The organism is Ruegeria sp. AL7 (genome assembly GCF_056536105.1).
In genome coordinates this window covers 577,631-602,689 of record NZ_JBQFJF010000001.1, presented here as the reverse complement: position 1 = coordinate 602,689, position 25,059 = coordinate 577,631, and the positions used below count along the sequence as shown (strand labels likewise).

Here is a 25,059-nt window from a genome sequence, read left to right as displayed (position 1 = left end):
GCGTGCAGCATAAGCGCTTGCGCCCTTCACGCAAGTGCGTTGTGGGCGCGCCTTCCAGCGCGCCCGGTCGTTTACCCTTCGATCCGGGTCAGATCGGCCACGCTGGAGCAGATCTGCCGGATCTGGCTGAGCAGGTTCAGCCGGTTGCGGCGAACGATATCATTGTCGGTGTTGACCTGCACATCCTCAAAGAACGCATCCACCGGCCCGCGCAGCCCCGCCATGGCGGCCATGGCCGTGGGGAAATCTTCGGATGTCAGCGCGGGTTCGATTTGCGCCTGTGCTGCATCCAAGGCCGCAAACAAAGCCTTTTCGCTGTCTGTTTCGGCGAATTTCACATCCGCACCGTAGGAATACTCCACCCCGTCCTTTTCCTCGGCCTGGGTCAGGATGTTGTTGGCGCGCTTGAAGCCCTGCACGAGGTTTTCGCCATCTTCAGTCGCGATCACCGCGTTCAGCGCGCGGGCGCGTTTGACCAGCAGATTGAGGTCGTCATTGCCCTCCATCGCGATACAGGCATCGATGACGTCGTGGCGGATGCCTTCGTCGCGGAGGAAGACCTTGAGGCGGTCGTGGAAGAACGAGAGGAGATCGTCGGATGCGTCGGGGATCTTCTTTTCAAGGCTCAGGAAATCGGCACCTGACACTTCGCCCAGCCTTTCCTTGACAGTCTGGAAGGCTGCGCCAAACACGCCGTGATCTGCGATTTCATCCAAAAGTTCGTCAACGTTTTCCGCCGCCAGCGCCTCGTTTGCAGCGCTTTCAGCACGCAGCAGCTGTCCGTCGAAAAACCGATCCAGATGCAGGCGCAGGTCATTGTCGAGCACCAACCGAATAACCCCCAACGCAGCACGGCGCAGGGCAAACGGGTCTTTTGAGCCGGTAGGCTTTTCATCAATCGCCCAGAACCCCGCCAGCGTGTCCAGCTTGTCGGCCAATGCAACGGTCACCGACAGCGGAGCCGTGGGCACATCATCCGACGGCCCCAAAGGCGAGTAGTGCTCTTGCGCGACAGCGGCCAAGGCGACATCTTCGCCTGCCGCTTCGATGTAATACCGCCCCATAAGGCCCTGAAGCTCGGGGAATTCGTAGACCATTTCCGAGCTGAGGTCGGCCTTGGCCAGGCGCGCGGCTTTTTTGGCCTGATCGGCATCGGCACCGGTCACTGGCGCCAGTTCGCGGGCCAGCGCGGCGATACGGCCGATCCGGTCGGCCTGCGTTCCCAGTTTGTTGTGGAAGGTGACGTTTTCCAGCGCGCGGGTCCATTGTGCAATGTCCGATTTGGCGATGCGCAGGTCATTTTCCCAAAAGAACTTGGCATCCGCCAGACGGGCCGACAGAACTTTCTGATTGCCCGCCAGAATGGTCGCGCCATTGTCAGCGGTTTCGCGGTTCGCAACAGTGACGAACCGTTCAATCCGGCCCGTTTTGGGATTGCGGACCGAGAAGAACTTTTGGTGTTCCTTCATCGAGGTTTGCAGCACCTCGGGCGGCAGGTCGAGAAATTCGTCGTCAATCTGTCCCATCAGGACGACCGGCCATTCGACCAGCCCGGCGACCTCGGCCAGCAGGCCCTTGTCTTCGACCAGCTCAAGACCAGCGGCAAAGGCCATGTTCTGGGCGTCGTTCCAGATGTGCTGGGCGCGTTCCTCGGGGGAAAGAACCACGAAAGCCCGCTTCAGCTTGGCCGCGTAATCGTCGAAAGAAGTGACCGAAAAGCGGCTGGGCGCCATGAAGCGGTGGCCTGCTGTGGTGTCGCCGGACGAAATGCCGTCGACATCCATTGGCACGACTTGCGCCCCGGTCTCATCCGTCAGAATGCACAGGATCGAATGCAGCGGGCGCACCCAGCGCAAGCTGCCACTGCCCCAGCGCATGGATTTTGGCCAAGGGAAATTGCGGATGGTGGTTTCGAGCACCTCGGCAATGATCTCGGCCGCGGGGCGACCAGCCCTTTCGATGGTGGCGAAATAGATGGCGCCCTTGGGGGTTTCGCGTTCTTCCAGCTGATCACGGGTCAGTCCCGCGCCGCGCAGGAACCCTTCGATTGCTTTATCAGGCGCGCCGACCTTTGGACCCTTGCGTTCTTCCCGGATGGTGGGGCTTTTCGCCAGCAGCCCCTCGACCGCTAGCGTCAGGCGGCGGGGCGTGGTCAGGGCGGCCGCGCTTGCATAGGTCAGACCGGCCTCGACCAGACCATCGGTAATCCGCTTCTTCAGATCCTCGCCGGCACGGGCTTGCATCCGTGCGGGGATCTCTTCGGAGAACAGTTCGATCAGCAGGTCGGGCATTGTCGGTCCTTAGAAATTGACGATCGTCTGAATGACGATGGCATTGGCGATATCCACAAAGAAGGCGGATACAAGGGGCAGCACGATAAAGGCAATAGGCGATGGGCCATATCGCTTGGTCACGGCTGTCATATTTGCGATAGCGGTGGGGGTGGCCCCCAACGCAAAGCCGCCAAACCCAGCGGCCAGTACAGCCGCGCGATAGTTGGACCCCATGACCGGGAACAGCACCCAGAGGACGAACAGCACCGCAAAGAGCGTCTGCGCTGTCATGATCACGGCAATAGCCATGCCCAGCTGCGCGATGGTCCAGAGTTGCAGGCTCATCAGCGACATTGCCAGAAACGCGCCCAGCGCAAATTCCGAAATCAGCGCCAGCGATGGTGTGCGCGACACTTTCGGAGCGCCGGGAAACAGCGCGTCCCGCAGATTGGCGATCACGATGCCCATGATCAGGCAGGGCACGAACAGCGGCAGTTTCAGCCCGGCGGCGGCAATTGATTCATTCAGTGCATATCCCAAGATGATCGCCAGGTTCAGGTGCAGCAGGACGCGCATGACGGTCAGATGATCGATGCTTGTGGTGTGCCCGTCATGCTCATCCGGCAATCCGACGCTGGGTTCTTCGTCAGGGCGGTCAGACGTCAGGCCGCGCCGTTCGACCAGCAGGCGCGCAATCGGGCCGCCAACCAGCGCGGCAAGCACCAATCCAAGGGTGGCGACGGCCACACCCAGTTCGGTCGCGCCGTCAAGCCCCGTTGCCTGCGCCACGTCCGGCGCCCATGCGATTGCCGTACCGTGCCCACCGATCAGGGCGGCCGATCCGAACAACACACCGGCCTGTGCGGGATAGCCGAAGATCGCCGCCCCAGCGGCACCAATCACATTCTGAAAGACAATCGTCGCCAGTGTGAGAATCAAAAGCAAGATTAACGGCTTACCGCCCGCAATGAGGTCAGACAGGCGGGCATTCAGGCCGATCCCGGCAAAAAACAGGACCAGCAGGAAATCGCGGGCTGTCAAGCCAAAGGACAGTTCGATCCCGAAGACCAGATAGAGCGTCAGAACCACCAGCGAGGCCAGCAGGCCCCCTGTTACGGGTTCGGGGATGTTGAAATTGCGCAGTGTAGCGACACGGGCATTGATCTCGGCCCCGATCAGATAGACCGCAAACCCCAGAGTGGCCGTCAGGAAATCGGGGATTTCTATGACATGGCCCAAGGTCTGCTCCTTCAGTTTTCCGGGCGCGGCGGACATTCCTCGCCCACGACGGTACCGTCATAGGCTTTTTCACCGCAATTGTTCAACGCGTGCCAGACATAACCCTTGCCATCCGCGGTGATCGCCACAATCCGGTCGACACCGAAATGGATGTTCTTCACCCCCATGAACGCCCGCGCCTGCCCGGATTCAAGCGCTTCCGCCAAAGACACCGCATCGTAGCATTCAAACCATCCCGGTGCGGTCAGGGGTTCGGAGTTTTCGACAGGCACGTATCCAGCCATCTGGTCCGGCGACAATTCGGTCTCGAAACAGGCGCGATACCGGATAGGCGAACTGTCGGCGTCGATTGCCTGAAACCCGGAATAGGCGATGGGTTCCGGCACACCGCCTGCATCCGTCATCAGGGCAACGTCCTGCCCCGGTTGCGGTTCGACCTCATAATAATAGCCGTAGACCTGTAGATAATACATGCCGAGGCCTGCCACGATGGCCGACAGCAGCAGAAGAATTGCCAGCAGTTTTCCCGTCATCTTTCAGGCCGCCTCTTTCAAGTTCTTGTAAAATAGGACAGGTTTCATCGGGGAACAGGCAGAAACGAGGTCAACACGATGGAATCCACCCTTGCCGTCGGATTTTTCGGCGCATTGTTTGCGATCATGAACCCGGTCACCAACCTGCCGGTGTTTCTGAGCGTCACTCAGGACCTGTCCGCCGCCGAACAGCGCAAGATAGCGGTCAAAACCGTGATCTACTGCCTGATCCTTGGCGGTGCCTTTGCCCTGGTCGGCAGTCAGGCGCTTGGCCTTTTTGGCATCAGCGTCAATCATCTGCGCGTCGCCGGTGGTCTGGTTGTCATGATGATCGGTCTGAACATGCTGAACGGGCACGAAAGCACCTCTCATCACGGGACGAAGGGGGAGAAGGACGCTTACCCCGAACCCGACACCGTCGCCTTTTATCCGCTGGCCTTTCCCATTCTGGTCGGCCCCGGCACCATCACCACGCTGATCCTGTATGCACACCAGATCAAGAAGCCCATAGAAGCCCTTGTTTATGCAGGCGTATTCCTTGCCGTTGTTGGCCTGCTTCTGATCACGTTCTGGAACGCGGCCTGGCTGGCCCAACGCCTGTCCGACACCGCGCGCGTGATCATGAGCCGCTTTATGGGGATGATTCTGGCGGCTATCGCCGTCAGCATGATCGCGGACGGCCTGAAAGCCCTGTTGCCGGGGCTGGCCTGATCGCCTCATCCGGCGCTGAACCCGGCGGCCTCGGTCTGCACAAAGGCATCCGCGCATTGCTTGGCCAGCGCCCGCACGCGTCCGATATAGGCCTGTCGTTCGGTGACCGAGATCACGCCCCGCGCATCCAGCAGGTTGAAGATGTGTGACGCCTTGATGCATTGGTCATAAGCCGGGTGCGCCATGATGATGCGCTTGCCAGTTTTCGGATCGTCATGCGCCTGCGCCAGGATAGTGGCGCATTCAGCCTCGGCCTCTTCGAAATGGCGCAACAGAACCTCGGTATTGGCCACGTCAAAGTTCCAGCGGGCGTATTCCTCTTCCGTCTGTTTGAAGATATCGCCGTATTTCAGCGGGCTGGGCGATTGCGGATCGTTGAACGGCATGTCCATCACGTGGTCGATGCCCAGCACATACATGGCCAGACGCTCGAGACCATAGGTCAGCTCACCCGAGACAGGCGTGCAGTCATGGCCGCCGACCTGCTGGAAATAGGTGAACTGGCTGACTTCCATTCCGTCACACCAGACTTCCCAGCCAAGCCCCCATGCGCCCAGTGTGGGGCTTTCCCAGTCGTCTTCGACAAAGCGGATATCATGCAGATCCATGTCGATGCCAATGGCCTGAAGGCTGCCCAGATACAGCTCTTGCAAATCCGGAGGGCTGGGTTTGATCAGCACCTGATACTGGTAGTAATGCTGAAGCCGGTTGGGGTTTTCGCCATAACGCCCATCCGTGGGACGGCGCGACGGCTGAACATAGGCTGCGGCCCATGCCTTGGATCCCAGCGCCCGCAAGGTGGTTGCGGGATGGAACGTCCCTGCCCCGACCTCCATGTCATAGGGTTGCAGAATCGCACAGCCTTTCGAGGCCCAGTAGGACTGAAGCCTGAGGATGATTTCCTGAAATGAACGCGGTGCGCTGGTCGGTTCGGTCATGACATTCCCTCTGGGCGCCCCGTGCGCCCGGTTCCGGTCGGTTTGGCCCTTCCTATGCAAGGGGCCGAGGGGCGTCAACGGGGCTTTGGGCTGTGGCTGTATCTGCGCGGCCACACCACAAATTCCCCGCATTCTCAGCATGGTATTTGGCAAATGAAATCGCGTATTCTGCACCTCAGTACAAACACCGCATAACACGGGCAGACAATGACACGCGTATTTTCAGCAATTCTTTTGTTTCTTCTGGTCGGCCTGCGCGCCGCGACCGCACAACAAGACCCCGGCGTCTGGGTTCAGGTCGAGGCGCAGCCCTCGCTGCGCGAAGCGCAGGACCGGGCGCAAGCCTATGCCAGCACCCTGCCCGATGTGAACGGGTTTCGGCTGAACAGTGGCTGGTATGCCATCGTCATTGGCCCCTATTCGCGCGGCGATGCCGAGCAGGTTTTGCGCGTATACCGGGCTGAGGGACAGATCCCGCGTGACAGCTTTGTCGCGTTTTCAAGCGCGTTGGGGCAGCAATTCTGGCCCGTCGGCGAAAACGCGGTAAACCGCGACGTCGTAAGCGCGCCGACGGAACCGGCAGCACAGGCGGAAGAACCCGTGGCGGTTACGACCCCACAGGTTTCGGATGAAACCCGCGCACAAGCGCTGCAATCCGAGCGTCTTTTGACCGCGCAGGAACGGAAAGACCTGCAAACGGCCCTTCAGGCGGCGGGTTTCTATAATTCGACCATCGATGGCGCTTTCGGTCAGGGAACCCGCCGGTCGATGGGCGATTGGCAGCGGTTCAACGGCTATGAGGCGACGGGCGTTCTGACCACGGTGCAGCGCAAGGCCCTGATGGATGAATACAACGCGCCGCTGATCTCGGCCGGGATGGACCGGTATTCCGACGACGCGGCCGGAATTGCGCTGGACATGCCGTTGGGTACAGTCAGCTTTGACCGCTATGAAGCTCCGTTCGTACATTTCAAAAGCGCCTCGGATCTGAACACCCAGGCCCTTTTGATCAGTCAGGAGGGTGACAAGAACACGCTGCGCGCCCTTTACCAAGTGATGCAGTCGCTTGAAATTGTTCCGCTGAACGGCCCGCGTGAGCTGGGCCGCGACCAGTTCACCCTAGAAGGGCGCGGCAATGGGATAGTGTCATTCACGCAGGCGCGGCTGGCCGATGGGAAAATCAAGGGCTTTACGCTGGTCTGGCCCGAAGGGGACGAGGCGCGCCGCCTGCGTGTTCTGGCTGCGATGGCGACCAGCCTGAGCACAACGGACGCGGTTCTGGATGCCGCCGCCGGTGCGGATGCGGAACAGCGCATCGATCTGGTCTCGGGTCTTCAGATCCGCAAGCCCCGGTTGTCGCGGTCGGGCTTTTTCGCTGGCGCGGACGGTACGGTTCTGACGGTATCCGAAGCCGCCGAAAGCTGCACCCGGATCACCCTGGAGGGGGATCAGGAGGTGCAACTGGCGCTGACGGACCCGGAACTTGGTGTTTCGGTCCTGCGCCCTGCAAAAGCCCTTGCACCGATGAGTGTTGCTGCTTTCAGCACCACCCAGCCGCGCATCCAGTCCGAAGTGGCCGTATCCGGCTTTTCCTATCAGGGGGCTTTGGGCGCACCGACGCTGACCTACGGCCAAATCGCGGATATCCGCGGCCTGAACGGCGAGACAGGTGTCAAACGGCTGGCGCTGAACGCTCAGCCCGGAGATGCGGGCGGGCCGGTCTTCAACGACAGCGGCAACGTGGTTGGTATGCTGCTGCCCACACCGTCCGAGGGGCGCACCCTGCCCGCGTCTGTCAGCCTTGCGGCGACGGTCGAGCGGTTGACAGAAATCCTGACGAAAGCCGGTGTTTCCGGGCAGTCGAGCGAGGAAACCACCCGGATTTCCCCTAACGAGCTGAACCGGCGCGCGACCGGAATGACGGTTCTGGTACACTGCTGGGACTGAGCCCGCGCAGACATTGAAACCAGACGTTGAAACACCAAAGCGCCGCATGAAGATGCGGCGCTTTTTGTTACAGAATGTCCGGGGTCACGTGGATCAAGGTCGGGACAGGCGCATCGAACGCCGCGCGAACCGCGCTCTGCATCTCAGCCAGAGATGAAGGGGCTGAGGAAAGCGCGCCAAAAGCCTCGGCCAGTTTGCAGAAATCCGGGTTATACGCCACGACCGCATTGGGCGCGATCTGGCTGCGGACCATGCTGTCTTCGATTTCTTTCAGCTTGCCATTGTCCCACAGGATGATCGGCAGCGACAAACCCAGTTCGACCGCAACACCCAGTTCCTGCATCGTATAGTGGAACCCGTAATCCCCGGCGATAACCGCCGTTGGTTTGCCGCGCCGCGCCACCGCGCCGCCAATTCCAGCCGGCAAACCATAGCCCAGCGTTCCGAACCCGGTCGGATGATGCCAGTGATGCGGATAGGCCATGTCCCACACTTCTTTCGCGACATAGGCGAATTGGGTCATGTCGGAATAGATCATGGTATCTGCGGGCATCGCCGCGCGCAGCGCATCGGCCACTGCTACAATTCCGGGCCGTTCGGCATCCACCTCGGCCCGCCACCGGGCACGGGTTTCGGAAATTTCGTCGGGCGACCAGCCGGTTGCCGGTTTCAGGTTTTCGGTCGCCTGCCACAAGGCGCGGGCAAAGCTTTCGCTGTCGGTTTGCAGTTTGATCGCGGCGCGATGGTGGTCGGACAGGACTTCGGGATCAAGGTCAACCCGGATCAATGTTGCCGAATGCCCAAGGTCGCTGCGCCACAGATCGACCTCGCCCAGTTCGGCGCCGACCGCGATGACCAGATCCGCTGAGGCGATAACCTCGGCGCTGCCGGGGCGCGGCAGGGATGCGCCGAAATCCAGCGGATAGTTTGCGCCTGGCAGCCCGCGCCCTGCATAAGTGGTAAAGCAGGCAGCCCCAAGCTGTGTCAGAATCTGCCGCCAGTCGCTGGACTTGCAACCGCCCCCCAGAATGAACAGCGGCCTGCGCGCAAGGTTCAGCATCGAGACAACAGGCGATACGTCAGGCGGCAACGCTTTGGTGCGCAACGCGGGCTGGCTGGGGAAAGGTGCCGGATCAGCCTCGGCCTGCAACTGCGCGATTGGCACCTGAATGTGCTTGGGGCGCGGGCGCGACAGCTCGAATTCTTCAAAGGCGCGTTCGACCAGCGCATAGGCGGCCTCGGCCGTGTTGGCCTGTGCCGACCAGTCGGCAACGGTTCCGGCCGCAAGGCGCTGGTCCTTCATCTGGTGCAACTGGCCGCGCAAGGCCTGTGTTTCATCAAGGCAGGACGACACCACCAGCATCGGCACCGAGTCGCTGTAGGCTTGTCCGATCGGCGTCATGATGTTGCACAGGCCGGGCCCGGTGATCACATAGGCAACCCCCGGCTTGCCGGTTGCGCGGGCATACCCATCGGCCATGAACCCCGCCCCCTGTTCGTGACGGGCCAGAACATGTTGGATGCCAGCCTCTTCGATGCCGCGGTACAATTCCTGATTGTGAACGCCGGGTATGCCGAAAATCACGTCCACGCCACGATCCTTGAGCATATGCGAAATCTGCGCGCCAAGGGGTCTTTTCATCAGCCTCTCCAGAATTGAACGGTGAAGATCGCGTAAACGGCCAACAGCTCGAGCCGCCCGACCAGCATCCCGATTGTCAGCAACCATTTGGCCGTGTCGTTGAGATTTGCGAAATTACCCGCTGGTCCGATCTGATCGCCCAGACCGGGACCGACATTGGCCAGCGCGGTCGCCGCCCCGGAAACGGCTGTGATGAAGTCCAGGCCGGTCAGCGCCAGCGCCCAGGACAGCACGCCCATCGACAGGACGAAGAACATGAAAAAGCTCATCACCGAGGTCAGAATGCCCTGCCCCACGGGCCGCCCATCATAGAGCGGCACGAACACGCCATGCGGAGACCTGATCCGTTTGATCTGACTTTTGATCGAGGCGAATAGCAGCTGGTAGCGGAATATCTTGATCGAGCATGCGGTCGAACCCGCGCAGCCGCCAATCAGGCCGATCAGGAAGAACATCATGATCGGAAAGCTGCCCCAACCCATGTAATCGACACTGGCATAGCCGGTGCCCGAGATGATCGAGGTGATGTTGAACAGAGATTCCCGAAACGCCTGTTCCCAGTGATGCGGAAAGACCGATGTCAGGAAAATCGACATGATGATGACCAGAACCAGAATGGTCGCCAGAAACGCGCGAATTTGACTGTCTTTCCACAAGGACGCTGTATGGCCGTTTGCCAGCTGGACATAGCGCACAAAAGGAAGCGCCGCCAATATCATGAACACCGACGCCGCATATTCGGCGGGGCCCGAAAAGGTTCCGAACGAGGCGTCATAGTTCGAGAACCCACCGGTCGAAAGCGTTGTCAACGCATGTACCAGCGCATCGAAAAAGTTCATTCCCAGACCGGCGTAAACCAGCGCGCAAACCAGTGTCAGGAAAACATAGATGAGCGAAATCTGACCCGCGATCTCTTGCGCGCGAGGCAGGATTTTACCCATTGTTTCAAAGCCTTCCGAGCGGAAGATCTGCATGCCGCCGACACGCAGTTCGGGCAGGAACACCATGGCGACAACGATGATCCCGATACCCCCCAGCCATTGCAGGATACCACGCCACAGCAATAGCCCCTGCGGCAGGGTATCCAACCCGGAAATCACCGTTGAACCTGTTGTTGTCAGGCCGGACATCGCCTCGAAATACGCGTCGACAAAGCGCAGCTCGGTTTCACCGAACAGAAACGGAATTGCCCCAAACAGGGGCAGCGCCGCCCAAACACCGGTTGTCAACAGGAAGGTCTGGCGGATGGTCAGCCCTTCGCCCACACCGTTCGAGCAGCTCATCGCCAGAACGGTCCCGGTCAGCGTCGTGATAATGGCGCTTTCCAGAAATACCGGCCATTCGCCGCGCCCCTCGATCAGGTCCGCGAGCATAGGCAGCAGCATGGTCGCCCCAAGAATGGCGACCAGCAAGCCAATCACATATCCGACCGGGCGAAGATCCATCATGACGCGCAGGGTTGGCGTGCCAACCCGACCGTGTCAAGCAGATGATCCCGGTTTACCCGTCAGTTTTTGACATCTGTTCCGGGCATCACAGGCGGTTTTGACGGGGCGCGTGATTTTCGCGCCTGCGGTTTGCGCGGTTCCGTCGCCGGGGCTGGTTTCGCCTGCACCTTGGCCGGGGCAGGATCGGCCTGTGTCGGCTTGACCTGCGCTGCCTGAACAGGCGCCGGTGTCGCAGGGGTGGGCTTGGGCGTTACGGGCGACACGGTTTCGGTCGCAGGTGTCGCCGCGGATTCAACAGGCTTCACTGCTTTTTCATCACTAACCGCTGGTGTCGGTTTGGCTGCCGCCGGGGGTGCCGCCGTGGGCCGCGGACTGGCTGAAAACTCAACCGGTTTGGCTACCGGCTTGGCCAGCGCAGGTTTGCGGGCCAGCTTTTTCTTGGGCGTTGATGATTTCACCGGTACGCGTTTCGTGCGCGCCACGGCGGGTTTGGGTTTGGCCGCCGTTTTTTCCGCCGGAGCTTCCACAACTGGACCCGGTGCTGATGCTGCCAGATGCAGGGCGTGGACCGGCACCATCGGCAGTTCAAGCGCCGAACGGGTCATGATCTGTGCAATCTTGATCTGGTTGACGATCGCATAGCCAGCCATGCGTATAGCCGCGGCCTGAAGCTCCAGCGGTTGGGTAATCGGATTCATTCCATAGATCTCCTGTGAAAACGATGCAGCCAGAAAAGTAAGGGTAAAGCGCCCTGCCCGCTCGGGGGGTCCGGGCGGAGGTTGGGGTCTTGCAGTCCAAGGCGTCTCACGTCTCGGCTTCCTTTCGGGTGACACACCATTGAGCGCGCCGGTGTGCCGAAGCTGCATTCCCCGTCAGGATACAGGAGTTTTTCACGCAATTGCAGCATTTTTGCTGCACTGCGGCGAATGAGCGCCGATCAGGTAAATCTCTGATTAAATTCTAGCCACTTACCCGAGACGTTCAGCCAACGTGAAACAGGGTCGTAAACAGTTTCGGGTCAAGGCTGGACGCGGCGAAGGTTGGGCCTTCGGTCAGAATCGACACGGCGTCATGGCTGTGCAGGCTTTCCTGATGGCTTGCGACAACGCGAAAATCACCGACGTGATGATCTGCCAGCAACTCGGCACAAAACAGGCGCGCGGCATCTTCGACGAAGATCGGATTGGCTGCGTTCAATTCGGCGAAAGCCTGTTCATCTTCGCGCTTCACCATCACCTGCGTTTCCGTCGGAACCGCACGGCGGCACAGCGCAATCAGGTCTTCAAACCACAGGCAATCCGCATCGCAATCCACGACAACCGAAATCCGCGCGACGGAGCGCTGCGAATGCGGCGTCGCCAGCTGACCACGCATCGACCGGGCGTGTTCGCTGAGTTCCAGCGAACAGGGGCAGGTCGAGGAATAGACATAGTCAAGGTGCATGATCTTCTGACGCACACCGTTCTGTTCGACCAGTTCCAGGGCGATGTCGTAATACTGGTACCCCTCAAGGCCCGAGCGCAGGCTTTTGATCCTGTCCGGGTAGGAAAAGCGCATCTGGATACGGGCGTCGAAGCTGTCCAGATCGGACATGTAATCGTCCAGAGCGGATTCCATAACCTCAAAGCTGAACGTCCGTTCCGCATGTTTGTAGAAAGACCGCATGATCCGGGACATGTTGATGCCCTTTTTCTCGGCCTCGAGGCTGACCGTGCCGGTGATCGAGGTTTCCAGCGTCAGGTCTTCGCCCTCTTTCCGGTGGAACCGGATCGGCAGGCGGAAGTTCGAAATACCCACATGTTGGATCTGCTGTTTGGCCCCACGGATCAGGCTGGACGGGCCGTTCTGCAAATCTGGCAAGGATGCGCGGTACGCCGCATCGACGGTAAAGTCATCGGGGTAAGCGCGCGAAAAAGGCGGATAGTTGCCCGCTGCCAAACCGGGCAGCAGCCGGGCCACAGCCGGGTCAAGCTGGTTTATCTCGGCTTCCGAGGCAGATTTGGCCCATTGCCGCAGAACGTTCAAAGCCTCGGCAGCCTTGTCCCGATCCGGTTTTTCATCAATGTCGCGCGGGTGAACATTCATCAGCGGCGGTTCCTTGGTTGGTCGTCGGACTATATATGACTGATGGTCTAATACCAGTCTAACCCGATACGTCGGCAATAGCAGCCCGGATTGAAAAATCCGGCGCAAAACCGTCATCTCGCAACAGTTAGCGCCTTTTAAAGGTGGGAACAGCGGGCGGCACGCCTGGCTGCCGCCCGAAACAAAGTGGCCGCTTAGGCACGCAGCCTGCCCCCCAGTACAAAAAGCGGGGGGCTTTGGTTTATTTCTGCGAGGCTTCCAACGCTTGCCGAAGGTCGGCCAGCAAGTCACCGGCATCCTCAAGCCCGACGGAAAAGCGGATCAGACCCGGTGCAATGCCCAACTGGTCCTTCTGCGCGTCGCTAAGACGCTGGTGCGTTGTTGTCGCCGGGTGCGTCGCGATGGATTTGGCATCGCCCAGATTGTTCGAAATCACCGGGATGGTCATCGCATTCAGGAAGGCAAACGCTGCATCCTTGCCGCCCTTGATGTCCAGCGACAGCACGGTTCCGCCCTTGCCGCCCAACTGGGTCTGAACCAGCGCGTTCTGGGCATGGGTTTTCAGACCGGGGTAAAGTGTACGTTCCAGCGCCGGGTGCCCTTCCAGCGCCTCGGCAATCTTTTGCGCGCTTTCGGCTTGAGCATTGACCCGCAGCGCCATCGTCTCAAGACCCTTGAGCATGATCCACGCATTGAACGGGCTCAGCGCGCCGCCGGTATGCTTAAGATAGGGTTCAACGGTTCCTCGGATGAAGTCCTTGGTTCCGATGATCACACCGCCCAGCGCACGGCCCTGCCCATCGATATGCTTGGTCGCTGAATAGACGATCACATCCGCACCCTGCTGGATCGCGCGCGAGAACACCGGGGTCGAGAACACGTTGTCCACCACGACAACGGCTCCGACCGCATGGGCCAGATCGGCCACGGCGGCGATATCGATCACCTCAAGCGTGGGGTTCGACATGGATTCAAAGAAAACGGCCTTGGTGTCCGGGCGGATCGCAGCCTTCCACTGTTCCAGATCGGTGCCGTCAACAAAGGTCACGTCCACGCCATAGCGGCTCAGGATGTTTTCAAGGATATAGAGGCACGAGCCGAACAGCGCCTTGGCCGAAACGACATGGTCCCCGGCCTTCAGCATCGAGGTCAGCGCGCCGTTGACGGCGGCCATACCCGAGGCCGTCGCAAACGCATCTTCGCCGCCTTCCAGCGCCGCGATGCGCTGCTCGAACATGGACACGGTCGGGTTGCCGTAACGGGCATAGATGAACTCGTCCGGGCCACATTCCAGAAACCGGGCCTCGGCCTGTTCAGCGTTTTCGTAGACGAAACCCTGCGTCAGAAAAATCGCCTCGCTCACCTCGTTATACTGGCTGCGACGGATGCCGCCATGGACGGCTTGGGTGCGTTTGTTCCAGTTCTCGCTCATCTCAATCCTTTCAGCCTCGGGTGGAGGCAAACAAAAAACCCCAGACGCGGCCAAGCGAAAGGGGTCTTTCATCCTGACCTTTTAGCGGTGTTGTTTAGCGTGGCCCGCAATCCGGTAACAAATCGCCACGTAGCTTCAGGATCGCAATACGCCTCGGGCGGTTCTCGGTCAAGCCCGGCCTGCGGTTCGGTCACGCTTTCGTAAGCGGTACTTGCCGAACCGGCAGAAACCCGCATGATCCCCGTCAACATCAGGAGAACACATGGCTGACCCGATTGATCTGTATTTCTGGCCGACACCGAATGGCTGGAAAGTTTCCATCGCTCTGGAGGAGATGGAGCTGCCCTACACCACCCATCTGATCAATATCGGCAAGGGTGACCAGTTCGACCCCGCGTTCCTGAAAATCGCGCCCAACAACCGGATGCCCGCCATCGTCGATCCCGACGGGCCGGACGGCGCACCTGTTTCGGTTTTTGAAAGCGGCGCGATCCTGATGTATCTGGCCCGCAAGACCGGGCGGTTCTATGGCAGGACCGAGCGCGACCGGATCGCGGTCGAGGAATGGCTGATGTGGCAGATGGGAGGCGTTGGCCCGATGGCGGGTCAGGCGCATCACTTCCTGAAATACGCCCCGCAACTGGACCCGCCGCAGGACCTGCCCTATGCCAAGGACCGCTACCGCGCCGAGGTCGCGCGCCTGTACGGCGTACTGGACAGGCGGCTGGCCGAAAACGAGTATGTCGCGGGCGATTTCTATTCCATCGCCGACATGTCGATCTGGGGCTGGGCCAGCCTGTGGGAAGGCCAGCAGCAGGTGCTGGAGGACAAACCGCACTTTGCCCGCTGGCTGGAGACCGTCAGCGCCCGCCCAGCCGTTCAGGCCGGACGCGCGTTGTATGCCGAGTTGCGAGGGGATCACCGGGACAAGCAGGCGCAGAGCGTTTTGTTCAAGCGGTAAGACTTATGGGCTGCTTTGAGGCCTCACCTGACCTTGAATTTTCGTGCTGCATGCGCTCGCAGAACAGAAAATTTTTGCATGCGCGCAAACTCTCGTGTCGCGGCGCGGCGGGAAATCCGGCCATTCATGCAACATGCAGCAATTCTGAAACCGCGAAATCACACAGCGCGGACCTTCCAGACCTTGAGGTTTTCGCATACTGCTGTCGCAGAAAGACCCGTGCAGTTGCAGCATCACGCTCGTGGCGCCGCAGCAGATTTCCCGTTTCCGGCCATTCACCCGTGCAGCTTTGGCCAATATCCATACCGACCATTCGCTGCAGGCTGATCGTGCGATTGAGGCGCGCAACAAACCGATCTTTGTGAGGGAAAAAATCAACGGCGAGCGCGATTTTGTCCCATTCATGGCTCCGGTGAAATTCAGCTCAACCATTTTGCCTGCGAGTTAGGCTGTGCATGGTTTGGCTTGAGGAGCACACATGGTCGACGTGCAGGGCCAGGATCTCCCTAAAACAGTCTGCGGCCTCGTTGGGCTTTTGCACCTTAGGGAGTAACAAACCAAACGTCATCCATCTCTCGGGCTCGATTGGAACCACAGAAACCCTGCATCGAAACGGGTGGGCAACCATCTCATCCGCAATCGTGATCCCAGCACCTTCCGCGACCAGAGCGCAGGCCAGCTGCGATGCAGAAACTTCGTGCGTTTTGCGCGGCGTCACGCCTGCCGAATTGAATGTGTCATCCAACTGATCGCGCAGCAGCAGCCCATGCATCAAACGAATGACGGTATCGTTGGCGAGCTGATCGGCGGTCACTTGGTCTGCATCCGACAACGGATGGTCCTTCGGCAGAATGGCCAATGCCCGGACCCGGACCAGCGGTGCCGTCCGAATATCAGGATGGCTGACCGGAAGGGCCGCGATGCCGATGTCGTATTCCTGCCCGGCCAGCCATTTTCCAGCCTCGCGGCGGGCGCGCACATCGAGGGTCACGTTTACGTCAGGGTACGCTTGAATGAACTGCCCGACAGCGGGCGCAGACAGGAATTGGGCAATCCGTGGCATCGTCACGATCCTGAGGCTTTCGGTCCGGCCCGCCCGGATTTCCCCTGCAATCCGGGGAATCTCGTCAAGATTGTCGAGGATGCGCCCGGCCTCGCGGTAGAACGCAATCCCTTCTGTGGTGGGGGACAGGCTGCGCCCGCTGCGGTCAAACAGCCTTAGTTTCAGTTCAGCTTCCAGACCGCTGATCAATCGGCTGATGGCAGGCTGGCTCAGATGCATGACCTCAGAGGCGGCGGCGACGGAGCCTTCGGAAAAGGCATAGCGGAAGGCGCGAAGCGCTTTGATGTTCATAGCCTCGACTCTTTACTATTTTGCAGTATTAGATGCTATCTTTGCAGAAATCGCAATCCAAGCGCCTGCTAGAAAGGCTGCGTCACTATTTTTGGAGGAGCCCAAATGAAACGCAGAGCATTCCTTGGTGCTGTTACAGCTGCGGCGGCGCTGGTCGCGACCGCCACTGCCAGCCACGCGGCTGACTGGCCAAAACGCCCCATCAACCTGGTCGTGCCTTACAAGGCCGGGGGCGGGACAGACGCCTATGCGCGTGCCATCTCTGCCGCCGCAGAAGGTGTGCTGGATGTGCCGGTTGTCGTCGTGAACAAGCCCGGCTCGGGCGGGCTCAATGGCGCCAATGCCGTGGTCGGGGCCCGGCCTGACGGATACACGATGATGATGACCTCGGGCGGGTCGTTCCTGCTGTCGACCATGACGCGCGACACCAAAATCGACGCGCTGGACAGCTTTGATTTCGTGGCGCAGGTTGGTCAGTTGCGCACGTCTCTCATGGTGCCGACGGGCAGCCCCTATCAGACCGTGCAGGATGTCATTGACGCGGCAAAGGCAGATCCTGGTTCGCTGCGTTGGGCCCATTCCGGTCGCGGTGGATTCCACCATGTGGGCGGTCTCGGCTTCCTGGCCAATAACGGGATCGAAGCGCAGGATGTCCCATTCAAAGGCGGCGGCCCAACCCGTGCGGCCCTGATCGGTGAGCAGGCCGATTTCGGCTTCCTTGGGGTGCAGCAGCTTCGTGGATTTGAAGAGCAACTGCGCGCCCTGGCCGTCAACAGCGCTGACCGCGACACGATCATGTCCGATGTTCCCTCCTTCGGAGAGCTGGGCGTTCCCTTCGCCGCCGTGTCGTCTCCCGTGATCGTATTCGCGCCCAAAGGCACACCGACCGAAGTCATTTCCGCCATGGAAACGGCACTGGCCGAGATTGCCGCCAAGCCGGAATTCGCCGAGCTTCTGGCCGAACGCGGCACCGGCCCGGTCTACGCAAGTGGGGCAGACGCCAAGGCCACATTGACCGCAATGAAAGCGGATGCCGCTCCGTTGGTCGAGACCTTGAACAACTGAGCCGGGCGGTGGTCTGGCCGGCATCAGCTCCGGCCCGGCCATCCCATCTCAACTATTTCCGAAGGAGGACGCCATGCGGGATATGGTCGAAGGAATTGTACTCGCGCTATTGTCTCTGATCGCGATCTGGGGCGCCTGGCAGGTCCCTGCCGCAAGCCCCGGCGACACCTGGGCCGGCGTCGTGCCATTCGCTGCCTCGGTTGCCCTTCTGGCGCTTTCAGGCCTGTTGTTGTTCAGCGGGATGCGCGCCACGCAGACAGGTCACGACGTTGCCCAAGAACGTGACACCGGCACGCTCGACATCCTGATCCTGTTTGCGGTTGCGCTGATCTATCAGCAATCCTTCCGCTGGTATGGCTATGTCCTGCCCACGGCAATTGTTGCTCCGGTGGTTCTCTACATCTTCGGTGTCCGCAACTGGATCGAGCTGGCTGTATCCATGATCGCCTGCCCGCTCATCTTCCACATCATCTTCTTCGAGCTGCTCGGTGTCTTCCCGCCCTATGGCGAGGTGTTCGACCTGCTCGACTGGTTCCGGGGGTAAACCTAATGGAGATCTTTCCCGCCCTTCTGTCGGTCATCACCGATCCGACGCTTCTGTTCGCCATCGTTCTGGCTGCTGCCGTCGGCATGATCGTCGGCGCCACGCCCGGCCTCACCGCCTCCGCGGCCATCGCAATGCTCCTGCCCATCACCTTCTACATGTCGCCACTGTTTGCGCTGGCGTTCCTCTATGTGATCGGCAAATCCGGGCGTTATGGCGGCTCGGTTGCCGCGATCCTGTTCAACACGCCCGGAACGGCGGCAAGTGCCGCAACGCAGATCGACGGCTATCCGCTGGCCCGCGCCGGCAAGGCCGGAAAGGCGATGAAGGTCGCCACAATCTCGTCGGTCATCGGTGATTTCATGGGTGATGTCATGCTCGTGATCGGCGTAGGGTTCATCGCCGCCATCGCGCTCAAGCTCGGCCCGCCCGAAACCTTCGCCATCTATTTCGCAGCCTTCGTGGTGATCGGGTCGGTGATCGGAAAATCGGTCACCAAGGGCCTGATCTCGGCCCTGCTCGGCATCCTCGTGGCCATGGTCGGCCTCGATCCGATCTCCAGCGAGGAACGGTACACGTTCGGTTCGTTCGAGCTGTCGAACGGCATCGGCCTAGTCCCGCTCATGATCGGTGTCTTCGTGCTGGGCGAGGTCTTTGCCCAACTCGAAGAGCGCAAGAAGGCAAAAGGCGAGGTCCGGGAAAACGAAAGCGATCCCACCGGGCACAGCCTCACTTACGAAGAATACAAACCCTGCATCCCGCACGCCGTCCGGGGCGGGTTCATCGGGGCGGGGATCGGCGTTCTGCCGGGGCTCGGCTCGGCCATCGCGGCCTTCATCTCCTACGGCGAGGGTAAGCGCCGCGCCAAGAACCCCGAGCAATGGGGCAAGGGCGCATTGGAGGGCGTCGCCGCGCCCGAGGCCGCCAACAACGCTGTGTCCGGCCCGTCGATGGCACCGCTTCTGACCCTCGGCATCCCGGGTTCGACCATCGGGGCCATCCTGCTGGGCGTCTTCCTGATCCACGGCATTCAGGTCGGCCCCACCCTGTTCCTAACGGACAAGGAACTGGTCTATCAGCTCTTTGCCTGCGGGATGTTGGGGATCCTTGCCTACGGGGTGATCGGCTATTTCGGCGCCACGCAGGTCGCGCGCCTGATCCTGAAAGTTCCGGTCAACGTGCTCTACCCGCTGATCTTCATGACCGCCTTTGTCGCCGCCTATTCCGCCCGCGGTTCGATGTTCGACGTGACCGTCATGACCGTGGCCGGTTTCGTGGGCTGGCTGATGCGCAAGTTCGACTTCAACGTTGCGGCGTTCGTGATCTCGTTCGTGCTGGCCAAGGGGGCCGAGGAAACGTTCCGTCAAGCATTGCTGATGTCCGATGGCGGCGCGCTCATCTTCATCGAACGCCCCATCGCCGCCGGTTTCCTGCTGCTCGGGCTCGTCGCCATGGGCTTGCGCATCCGGTCGATCATGAAGGAACGCCGGATCGCAGAGGGTGGGCTGGACGATGCTTGATTACCGAATCTACCGCAACTGCTTCTCCTCCGCCGAAATGCGGAGGATCTGGTCCGAGCCTGCCACCATCGCCGCCTGGCTGAAAGTCGAACAGATCCTTGCCCGCTGTCAGGCCGATCTGAAACTGATCCCCGATAACGCGGCTGCGGTGATCGAAACTGTCGGCGTCTCCGATCTGGACACCGAAGCGCTGGCCGCCGAGATGGACCTGGTCGGCCGCCCCATCGTGGGGCTGGTGAAACAGCTGCGCGCGCTGGCGGGCGAGCACGGGTGCCACGTTCACCACAGGGCCACCACGCAGGACATCATGGATACGGCCACGGTCATGCAGATGAAGCTTGGCCTTGCGGAAATTGAGACCGGCACAACCCGGCTGATCGGTCTGCTGGACGGCCATATCCGCGCCCACCCCTCGACCGTGCTAATGGGGCGCACCAATGGTCAACACGCCGTTCCCGTGAAATTGGCAACCAAGCTGACCGTCTGGCGCTCGGAGCTTGTGCGGCGCAACGAGGCTTTGCAGCAAGCCGCTACCCGAGGTCTCAACGTGCAGATCGGCGGCCCGGTCGGAGACCTGCGAGGTTATGAGAACGGTTCCGGAGAACGGGTCAAATCCGCTGTTGCGGAACGTCTCGGCCTTGGCGTTGTCGAGCCGCATTGGCAGAACGCCCGCGATAGCATAGCGGATATCGTCGCTGCGCTCGGCGTCCTTTGCGCCTCGCTCTGCAAGATTGCCCACAATATCAACCTGCTGTCATCATCCGACATTGCCGAGGTCTCCGAAGATCATGTCAACGGCAAGGGTGCGTCCTCGTCCATGCACCACAAGCGCAATCAGCGGGCTTCCGAATTCATGGAAGCAGTCTCCCGCCTTGGCCGGCAGCAAGCCGAACAGATCGGAGAATTCACGCTGCATGAACATGAAAGGTCGGGCGGTGCCTGGATCGGAGAATGGGTGATCGTGCCCGAGGTGTTCCTGCTCACCTCCGGGGCTTTGCACTGGGCTCAGGCACTGTTTGAGGGGCTGACCTTCCATCCCGACATGATGGCGGAGCGGTGCCGGGCTTCGGTCGCTGAGCCAGCCGTCTGATGTGCTGGCGCTGCCGCCGCTTTCTAAACATTTGCTGTCATCATTGACAATCAACTCGCATCTCCCTAAATGCTGTCAAAGATGACAATTTAAGGTGACCCGATGCGATCTTTCAAACTCCCCTCAGCCGCTGGCCTTGCCGCAGCCCTCGGATGCGGGGCGCTCGCCCAATCGCCCGAAACCGCTCCCCTCTCTGTGACCGTCGACGGGCTTCGGAACGGGAACGGCGCGGTGATCGTGGCAGCCTTCGATCAGGCCGAAGCCTTTCAGGCGATGGACATGACCAAGGCCGCCGCGATGGCCCTTGTTCCGGCCGCAGGCACAAAGGTCGCGGTCACCTTTCACGATCTGCCGCAGGGGGCTTATGCCTTTGCCGCGTTGCATGACGAAGATCTGGACGGCGACCTGGACATGAAAGGCGAAGTGCCGACCGAGGGCTACGCCTTTGCCGCCATGGGGCGCCGCGGCTTGCCGTCGAAATTCGAGGATGCGGCGGTTACCGCTGGCGAGGCCGCTGTATCGACATTGCGGCTGAAATACTGGAACTGACATGGTTGGGCGTCCTTCAAACCGCGACGAACGCTATGCGCAGGTGATGCAGGCACTGGTGCGATGTGTGGCACGCTTTGGATTAGAGGGCGCCTCTCTGACCCAGATTGCAGCCGAGGCCGGGCTGACCCGCCCGCTGATCCGGCACCATCTGGGCAATCGCGAAGAAATGATTGCGGCGCTGCAGGACTATGTTCTGCACAGCTTTGCCGAACAGACCGAGGCCCTGATCGAAGCCCTGCCGCCGGACGCGGCCGGTGCGGCGCTGGTCGATCTTCTGTTTGCCGACACCGCCGGGTCGTCCCCGGATATGGTGCTGGCCTTCGCTGCGCTGACAGCACGCGCTGCCGAGGACGCCGACCTGCGCGCCGCCTGCCGCGAGTCCATGCTGGGCTTCGAGGCCGCGATCACCCAAGTGCTGCGCAAAGACTACCCGCAAGCCGACCATCACGCCGTCGACGCCGCGGCCCATGGCATTATCGCGCTGTATCTGAACGTGGCGTCCCTGGCGCCGCTGAGCATGCCGCAAGACTGGACGCAAACCGCCTACACCCTCGCGCGTAACCTGCTGGAAGGATTGAACGACCCATCATGAATCAGACCCGCGCACTCAACTACGTCGCCTTCGCCGCGCTGATGATCACGACGGCACTTGGCTATCAGTCGCTCTGGGGGCTGCTGTTCCTCTACTGGACGGTCCAGAGTTACCACACGGGCTATGCGTTCCTGCTGTCGGACGTGACGCGCGAAGAAGACCCGGTTCTGTACTGGCTGATCCTGATCGCCTGGATCGTCTTCTGCATCCTGCTGGTGATGGCCGATTTTCTGCCCGGTTGGGGCTGATACCATTCTTAGGAGTACTTGAATGACCCGAATGCTGCACCTGCTGCCCGTCGAGGCCTATACCTCGCAGGCGTGGTTCGACCGCGAAATGCGCGACATCTTCTCAAAAACCTGGCGCTACGCGGGGTTCATGGAGGATGTCAGCGAACCCGGTCAGTACATCACCGTTCAGGCCGGACTGAACAACATCTTCATCGTGATGGGCCGCGACCGCCGCCTGCGTGCGTTTCACAACATCTGCCGCCACCGCGGCACGCAACTGATCCGCGCCGTCGGCAAGACGCAAAAGGCGCTGACCTGCCCCTATCACGACTGGACCTATGATCTGGAGGGCAACCTGATCTCGGTGCCCGAAGAACAGGAAGAATTCGGTCAGGTCGACAAATCCTGCCTGGGCCTGAAACCCGCCAGGGTCGACATCTGGAAGTCGATGATCTTTGTGCACCCCGACCCCGACGCGCCCTCGATCGCCGAATGGTTCGGGCCGGTCGAGCCGCATATCGGCCCGCACGTTCCCGAAGAACTGGTCGAATACGAAGAACTGAACAACAGCTACGAGATCAAGGCCAACTGGAAGGTGGTGGTCGAGAATTACATCGACGTCTACCACCTGAGCCATCTGCATTCGAACACGCTGCAGATGTATGACCACAAGGCGGCGAAATACCACTGGGAAGGCCCCCACTACATGTTCTGGGAACCGCCGGTCGAGGCATTCCTAAAGGATCAGGAGGCCAAGCTGATCGCCCCACGGGTGATCCCAAAGGACATGAACGGCGCCTGGGTACCGATGCTGTTCCCGGGGATCGGGCTGGCCGGGTCCGAGGATGGCTGGAACATCTTCATTGTCGAACCGCTGGGCCCTGAACTGACCCGCGTCAGCAACCGGGGGCGGGTCTCGAACAGCTCTGGCTGGGATTTTGCCAAGCAGGAAATGCGGTCCTCGAATTTCTGGACCAAGTTCGGCCTCAGCGGCAAGTACGAAGACCATGACGCCATGAGCGAGGATGACCCGATGGTCGCGGGCGACTTCACCGGCGAGGATATCTATGCCTGCGAACAGCAGCAGAAATCGTTGAAATCCCCTTATTTCGAAACTGGTCCCGCCGCCGTCGGCGAAAGCCCGGTGGTCGATCACCAGAAGGTCGTTCTCGAATGGTTGGGAGAGGGCAAATGAACGCACGCAGCTTCCACCCGCTGACCGTTCTCGACACCCGCGACGAAATCGGCGGCATGGCCAGGACGGTCATGTTCGACGTGCCTGACGGCCTGCGCGAAACCTTCGCCTGGCGGCCCGGCCAGCACCTGTCGTTCCGCATTGCAGTGAACGGAGAGGAACAGCGCCGCAGCTACTCGATCTCGTCCTCGCCTTTCACCGGTGATCCGCTGCGGATCACAGTGAAGCGGGTTCGGGACGGTGTGGTCAGCAACCACATCAACGACAACGTGCGGAAAGGAGACGTGATCGAGGTGATGCCGCCCTTTGGCGGGTTCTGCCTCGATCCCGGCGCAACGTCGCGACGCACGCATTACTTCTTTGGCGCCGGCTCTGGCATCACACCGCTTTATGCGATGCTCAGCTCGGTCATGGCGGCAGAGCCCAACTCCTTCGCGCATCTGGCCTATGGCAACAACAACGAAAAATCCATTCTGCTGCACGATGAACTGAACGCCGTCTGGGAAACCAATCCCGAGCGGATGACGGTCCATCACATCTTTTCCAAACCCGGTTTCTGGTCCTCTGCCGATTACTGGCGCAAGGGCATTATCGACAAACCCGCGATCGAGGCGCTGATCGCCGAGAACCCACCCTATGCGCAGGACGCGCACTACTATATCTGCGGGCCGGGCGGGATGAACAAGGCAGTCAAGGCCGCATTGATGTCGCTCGACGTGCCCGCCAACCGCATCCACATGGAAAGCTATGGCGGCGTGGCAGAGCTCGACACCAGCGTTGAAGGCGTGGCCGCAACGGCAGACATCACACTCGGCGGCACCCGGCATTCCATCGACGTGGCCAAGGGGCAAACGGTTCTCGAAGCGGCCAAATCCGCAGGGCTGAAACCACCCTTTTCCTGCCAGTCGGGCGTCTGCGGCGCCTGCCGCGCCAAGCTGACCAAAGGCGATGTCCACATGCGCGCCCGCATGGCGCTCGAGGACGCGGATATTGCGAAAGGGGCGATCCTGACATGCCAGTCGCTGCCGGTGACGGAAGCCCTGACGCTCAGCTATGACTGATCGCTTCAAGGGCGACGAGGCCGGTACATTCTTCATCGCATGTATCGGCCTCACCCTGGTGACCTGGCGCATAAGCTTCACACTCGGCGCCTATGGCGAGGTGTTCTACACTGATTTCATCACCATCTGGCTCGTTTCGCTTGCCGCATTGGCTGCAGGTATGGTGATCGAGCGGACAGAGGACAACGTGCGCTATCTGACGTGGTGGGGCAGTGTTCTTCTTCTGTTGCCAAGCACGATGATGACCGCAACATTCTGGGCTCCTGACGTTACCGCGCTGCAAGGTGTCTTGCCATTGCTCCTTCTACCATCCATCCCTTACATCGCGTACATTCTGCTTTCCGTCGCAGTGCCAGAAGCGATTGAATTGCACAACCGCCGCCTTTTGCTCAGGCTGATTGTCATTGTATTCTCAGTCAACGTGGTCAGTTTTCTGGTCGGCATATTCAACTATGTGTTCATGTCCTGCGATGATTTCGCCTTGGCCGGAGATCTACCACCAAAAAACTGCTGGAGCGCTGCACCAAATTGAGTTGTTTGGGTACGCGTATGAACATGAAGGCCAATGTATTGACTACAGCCGTTCTTATTTGGCATCGCCTGCGATGGTTTCTCTGCGATCAGTTCCAGTGACCGGTTCTCCCGCT

24 protein-coding genes and 1 riboswitch are annotated in these 25,059 nt (G+C 60.4%); of the genes, 14 read left to right on the top strand and 10 right to left on the bottom strand.

The window, feature by feature from the left end; all coding sequences use genetic code 11:
• Positions 1–71: 71 nt before the first annotated feature.
• From glyS to ACR3E2_RS03020, 3 genes are read right to left on the bottom strand one after another with little or no spacing between them, the layout of a single operon-like run.
• Positions 72–2,291, bottom strand: coding sequence for a glycine--tRNA ligase subunit beta (glyS, locus tag ACR3E2_RS03030; RefSeq protein ID WP_480481429.1), 2,220 nt, complete (start codon positions 2,289–2,291; stop codon positions 72–74).
• A gap of 9 nt (positions 2,292–2,300) precedes the next feature.
• Positions 2,301–3,548: a sodium/glutamate symporter gene (gene gltS / locus ACR3E2_RS03025; RefSeq protein ID WP_480481431.1), complete on the bottom strand. Its 1,248-nt coding sequence runs from the start codon at positions 3,546–3,548 to the stop codon at positions 2,301–2,303.
• Positions 3,524–4,045 carry a DUF6446 family protein gene (locus ACR3E2_RS03020; protein WP_480481433.1) on the bottom strand — a complete coding sequence of 174 codons (522 nt, stop codon included), beginning with the start codon at positions 4,043–4,045 and terminating at the stop codon, positions 3,524–3,526. Before ACR3E2_RS03020 ends, gltS begins: the two co-directional genes overlap by 25 nt.
• A 78-nt stretch (positions 4,046–4,123) precedes the next feature.
• Here ACR3E2_RS03020 and ACR3E2_RS03015 point away from each other — a divergent pair, with 78 nt between their 5' ends.
• Positions 4,124–4,756, top strand: coding sequence for a MarC family protein (locus ACR3E2_RS03015; protein ID WP_480481435.1), 633 nt, complete (start codon positions 4,124–4,126; stop codon positions 4,754–4,756).
• Between the two features lie 5 nt (positions 4,757–4,761).
• On the opposite strand, the gene ACR3E2_RS03010 is transcribed toward ACR3E2_RS03015, so the two are convergent.
• Positions 4,762–5,694, bottom strand: a complete 933-nt coding sequence (locus ACR3E2_RS03010) for a glycine--tRNA ligase subunit alpha (RefSeq protein WP_267363360.1) — start codon at positions 5,692–5,694, stop codon at positions 4,762–4,764.
• 207 nt (positions 5,695–5,901) lie between these two features.
• On the opposite strand from ACR3E2_RS03010, the gene ACR3E2_RS03005 reads away from it, so the two are divergent.
• Positions 5,902–7,641 carry a serine protease gene (locus tag ACR3E2_RS03005; RefSeq protein WP_480481437.1) on the top strand — a complete coding sequence of 580 codons (1,740 nt, stop codon included), beginning with the start codon at positions 5,902–5,904 and terminating at the stop codon, positions 7,639–7,641.
• A gap of 67 nt (positions 7,642–7,708) precedes the next feature.
• On the opposite strand, the gene ACR3E2_RS03000 is transcribed toward ACR3E2_RS03005, so the two are convergent.
• From ACR3E2_RS03000 to metZ, 5 genes are all read right to left on the bottom strand, one after another.
• The gene (locus ACR3E2_RS03000; protein WP_480481439.1) at positions 7,709–9,283 is read right to left on the bottom strand and encodes a 5-guanidino-2-oxopentanoate decarboxylase; all 1,575 of its coding nucleotides are present in this window, start codon (positions 9,281–9,283) and stop codon (positions 7,709–7,711) included.
• The gene (locus ACR3E2_RS02995) at positions 9,283–10,731 is read right to left on the bottom strand and encodes a TrkH family potassium uptake protein (protein ID WP_480481441.1); all 1,449 of its coding nucleotides are present in this window, start codon (positions 10,729–10,731) and stop codon (positions 9,283–9,285) included. Before ACR3E2_RS02995 ends, ACR3E2_RS03000 begins: the two co-directional genes overlap by 1 nt.
• 59 nt (positions 10,732–10,790) lie before the next feature.
• Positions 10,791–11,429, bottom strand: coding sequence for a hypothetical protein (locus tag ACR3E2_RS02990; protein WP_480481443.1), 639 nt, complete (start codon positions 11,427–11,429; stop codon positions 10,791–10,793).
• 283 nt (positions 11,430–11,712) lie between these two features.
• Positions 11,713–12,816 (bottom strand): GTP cyclohydrolase FolE2, encoded by a 1,104-nt coding sequence (gene folE2 / locus ACR3E2_RS02985; RefSeq protein ID WP_480481445.1) that lies wholly within the window; start codon positions 12,814–12,816, stop codon positions 11,713–11,715.
• 241 nt (positions 12,817–13,057) lie between these two features.
• Complete coding sequence (gene metZ / locus ACR3E2_RS02980; protein ID WP_480481447.1) at positions 13,058–14,248, bottom strand: O-succinylhomoserine sulfhydrylase; 1,191 nt, start codon at positions 14,246–14,248, stop codon at positions 13,058–13,060.
• 61 nt (positions 14,249–14,309) lie between these two features.
• Positions 14,310–14,387: riboswitch (SAM riboswitch) on the bottom strand.
• A 123-nt stretch (positions 14,388–14,510) separates the two neighbouring features.
• On the opposite strand from metZ, the gene ACR3E2_RS02975 reads away from it, so the two are divergent.
• Complete coding sequence (locus tag ACR3E2_RS02975; protein ID WP_480481449.1) at positions 14,511–15,209, top strand: glutathione S-transferase N-terminal domain-containing protein; 699 nt, start codon at positions 14,511–14,513, stop codon at positions 15,207–15,209.
• A gap of 241 nt (positions 15,210–15,450) precedes the next feature.
• Entirely contained in the window at positions 15,451–15,657 is a 207-nt protein-coding gene (locus ACR3E2_RS02970; protein ID WP_480481451.1) for a hypothetical protein, read from the top strand.
• Here ACR3E2_RS02970 and ACR3E2_RS02965 read toward each other — a convergent pair.
• Positions 15,634–16,563, bottom strand: a complete 930-nt coding sequence (locus ACR3E2_RS02965) for a LysR family transcriptional regulator (RefSeq protein WP_480481453.1) — start codon at positions 16,561–16,563, stop codon at positions 15,634–15,636. The two genes, ACR3E2_RS02970 and ACR3E2_RS02965, sit on opposite strands and share 24 nt — an antisense overlap.
• A gap of 105 nt (positions 16,564–16,668) precedes the next feature.
• On the opposite strand from ACR3E2_RS02965, the gene ACR3E2_RS02960 reads away from it, so the two are divergent.
• From ACR3E2_RS02960 to ACR3E2_RS02915, 10 genes are all read left to right on the top strand, one after another.
• A complete protein-coding gene (locus ACR3E2_RS02960) occupies positions 16,669–17,628 on the top strand; it encodes a tripartite tricarboxylate transporter substrate binding protein (RefSeq protein ID WP_480481455.1) in 960 nt (319 codons plus the stop codon).
• 73 nt (positions 17,629–17,701) lie between these two features.
• Positions 17,702–18,172: a tripartite tricarboxylate transporter TctB family protein gene (locus tag ACR3E2_RS02955; RefSeq protein WP_480481457.1), complete on the top strand. Its 471-nt coding sequence runs from the start codon at positions 17,702–17,704 to the stop codon at positions 18,170–18,172.
• A 5-nt stretch (positions 18,173–18,177) separates the two neighbouring features.
• Positions 18,178–19,692 carry a tripartite tricarboxylate transporter permease gene (locus ACR3E2_RS02950; protein ID WP_480481459.1) on the top strand — a complete coding sequence of 505 codons (1,515 nt, stop codon included), beginning with the start codon at positions 18,178–18,180 and terminating at the stop codon, positions 19,690–19,692.
• The gene (locus ACR3E2_RS02945; RefSeq protein WP_480481462.1) at positions 19,685–20,782 is read left to right on the top strand and encodes a lyase family protein; all 1,098 of its coding nucleotides are present in this window, start codon (positions 19,685–19,687) and stop codon (positions 20,780–20,782) included. The genes ACR3E2_RS02950 and ACR3E2_RS02945 overlap by 8 nt, the downstream gene beginning before the upstream one ends.
• A gap of 102 nt (positions 20,783–20,884) precedes the next feature.
• The gene (locus tag ACR3E2_RS02940) at positions 20,885–21,331 is read left to right on the top strand and encodes a DUF2141 domain-containing protein (RefSeq protein ID WP_480481464.1); all 447 of its coding nucleotides are present in this window, start codon (positions 20,885–20,887) and stop codon (positions 21,329–21,331) included.
• A 1-nt stretch (position 21,332) separates the two neighbouring features.
• Complete coding sequence (locus ACR3E2_RS02935) at positions 21,333–21,926, top strand: TetR/AcrR family transcriptional regulator (protein WP_480481466.1); 594 nt, start codon at positions 21,333–21,335, stop codon at positions 21,924–21,926.
• A complete protein-coding gene (locus tag ACR3E2_RS02930; protein ID WP_480481468.1) occupies positions 21,923–22,174 on the top strand; it encodes a hypothetical protein in 252 nt (83 codons plus the stop codon). The genes ACR3E2_RS02935 and ACR3E2_RS02930 overlap by 4 nt, the downstream gene beginning before the upstream one ends.
• A gap of 22 nt (positions 22,175–22,196) precedes the next feature.
• Positions 22,197–23,351, top strand: coding sequence for an aromatic ring-hydroxylating oxygenase subunit alpha (locus ACR3E2_RS02925; protein WP_480481470.1), 1,155 nt, complete (start codon positions 22,197–22,199; stop codon positions 23,349–23,351).
• Entirely contained in the window at positions 23,348–24,412 is a 1,065-nt protein-coding gene (locus ACR3E2_RS02920) for a 2Fe-2S iron-sulfur cluster-binding protein (RefSeq protein WP_480481472.1), read from the top strand. Before ACR3E2_RS02925 ends, ACR3E2_RS02920 begins: the two co-directional genes overlap by 4 nt.
• Positions 24,405–24,944, top strand: coding sequence for a hypothetical protein (locus ACR3E2_RS02915; RefSeq protein ID WP_480481474.1), 540 nt, complete (start codon positions 24,405–24,407; stop codon positions 24,942–24,944). Before ACR3E2_RS02920 ends, ACR3E2_RS02915 begins: the two co-directional genes overlap by 8 nt.
• Positions 24,945–25,059: the final 115 nt, after the last annotated feature.

Coding starts and splice junctions, on each gene's coding strand:
- ACR3E2_RS03015 (WP_480481435.1), top strand. CDS start 4,124: ATGGAATCCACCCTTGCCGTCGGATTTTTCGGCGCATTGTTTGCGATC.
- ACR3E2_RS03005 (WP_480481437.1), top strand. CDS start 5,902: ATGACACGCGTATTTTCAGCAATTCTTTTGTTTCTTCTGGTCGGCCTG.
- gltS (WP_480481431.1), bottom strand. CDS start 3,548: ATGTCCGCCGCGCCCGGAAAACTGAAGGAGCAGACCTTGGGCCATGTC.
- ACR3E2_RS03020 (WP_480481433.1), bottom strand. CDS start 4,045: ATGACGGGAAAACTGCTGGCAATTCTTCTGCTGCTGTCGGCCATCGTG.
- ACR3E2_RS02935 (WP_480481466.1), top strand. CDS start 21,333: ATGGTTGGGCGTCCTTCAAACCGCGACGAACGCTATGCGCAGGTGATG.
- ACR3E2_RS02960 (WP_480481455.1), top strand. CDS start 16,669: ATGAAACGCAGAGCATTCCTTGGTGCTGTTACAGCTGCGGCGGCGCTG.
- ACR3E2_RS02915 (WP_480481474.1), top strand. CDS start 24,405: ATGACTGATCGCTTCAAGGGCGACGAGGCCGGTACATTCTTCATCGCA.
- ACR3E2_RS02945 (WP_480481462.1), top strand. CDS start 19,685: ATGCTTGATTACCGAATCTACCGCAACTGCTTCTCCTCCGCCGAAATG.
- ACR3E2_RS02920 (WP_480481472.1), top strand. CDS start 23,348: ATGAACGCACGCAGCTTCCACCCGCTGACCGTTCTCGACACCCGCGAC.
- ACR3E2_RS02965 (WP_480481453.1), bottom strand. CDS start 16,563: ATGAACATCAAAGCGCTTCGCGCCTTCCGCTATGCCTTTTCCGAAGGC.
- glyS (WP_480481429.1), bottom strand. CDS start 2,291: ATGCCCGACCTGCTGATCGAACTGTTCTCCGAAGAGATCCCCGCACGG.
- ACR3E2_RS02995 (WP_480481441.1), bottom strand. CDS start 10,731: ATGATGGATCTTCGCCCGGTCGGATATGTGATTGGCTTGCTGGTCGCC.
- ACR3E2_RS02990 (WP_480481443.1), bottom strand. CDS start 11,429: ATGAATCCGATTACCCAACCGCTGGAGCTTCAGGCCGCGGCTATACGC.
- ACR3E2_RS02955 (WP_480481457.1), top strand. CDS start 17,702: ATGCGGGATATGGTCGAAGGAATTGTACTCGCGCTATTGTCTCTGATC.
- ACR3E2_RS02930 (WP_480481468.1), top strand. CDS start 21,923: ATGAATCAGACCCGCGCACTCAACTACGTCGCCTTCGCCGCGCTGATG.
- ACR3E2_RS02940 (WP_480481464.1), top strand. CDS start 20,885: ATGCGATCTTTCAAACTCCCCTCAGCCGCTGGCCTTGCCGCAGCCCTC.
- ACR3E2_RS03010 (WP_267363360.1), bottom strand. CDS start 5,694: ATGACCGAACCGACCAGCGCACCGCGTTCATTTCAGGAAATCATCCTC.
- metZ (WP_480481447.1), bottom strand. CDS start 14,248: ATGAGCGAGAACTGGAACAAACGCACCCAAGCCGTCCATGGCGGCATC.
- ACR3E2_RS02925 (WP_480481470.1), top strand. CDS start 22,197: ATGACCCGAATGCTGCACCTGCTGCCCGTCGAGGCCTATACCTCGCAG.
- ACR3E2_RS02975 (WP_480481449.1), top strand. CDS start 14,511: ATGGCTGACCCGATTGATCTGTATTTCTGGCCGACACCGAATGGCTGG.
- ACR3E2_RS02950 (WP_480481459.1), top strand. CDS start 18,178: ATGGAGATCTTTCCCGCCCTTCTGTCGGTCATCACCGATCCGACGCTT.
- folE2 (WP_480481445.1), bottom strand. CDS start 12,816: ATGAATGTTCACCCGCGCGACATTGATGAAAAACCGGATCGGGACAAG.
- ACR3E2_RS03000 (WP_480481439.1), bottom strand. CDS start 9,283: ATGAAAAGACCCCTTGGCGCGCAGATTTCGCATATGCTCAAGGATCGT.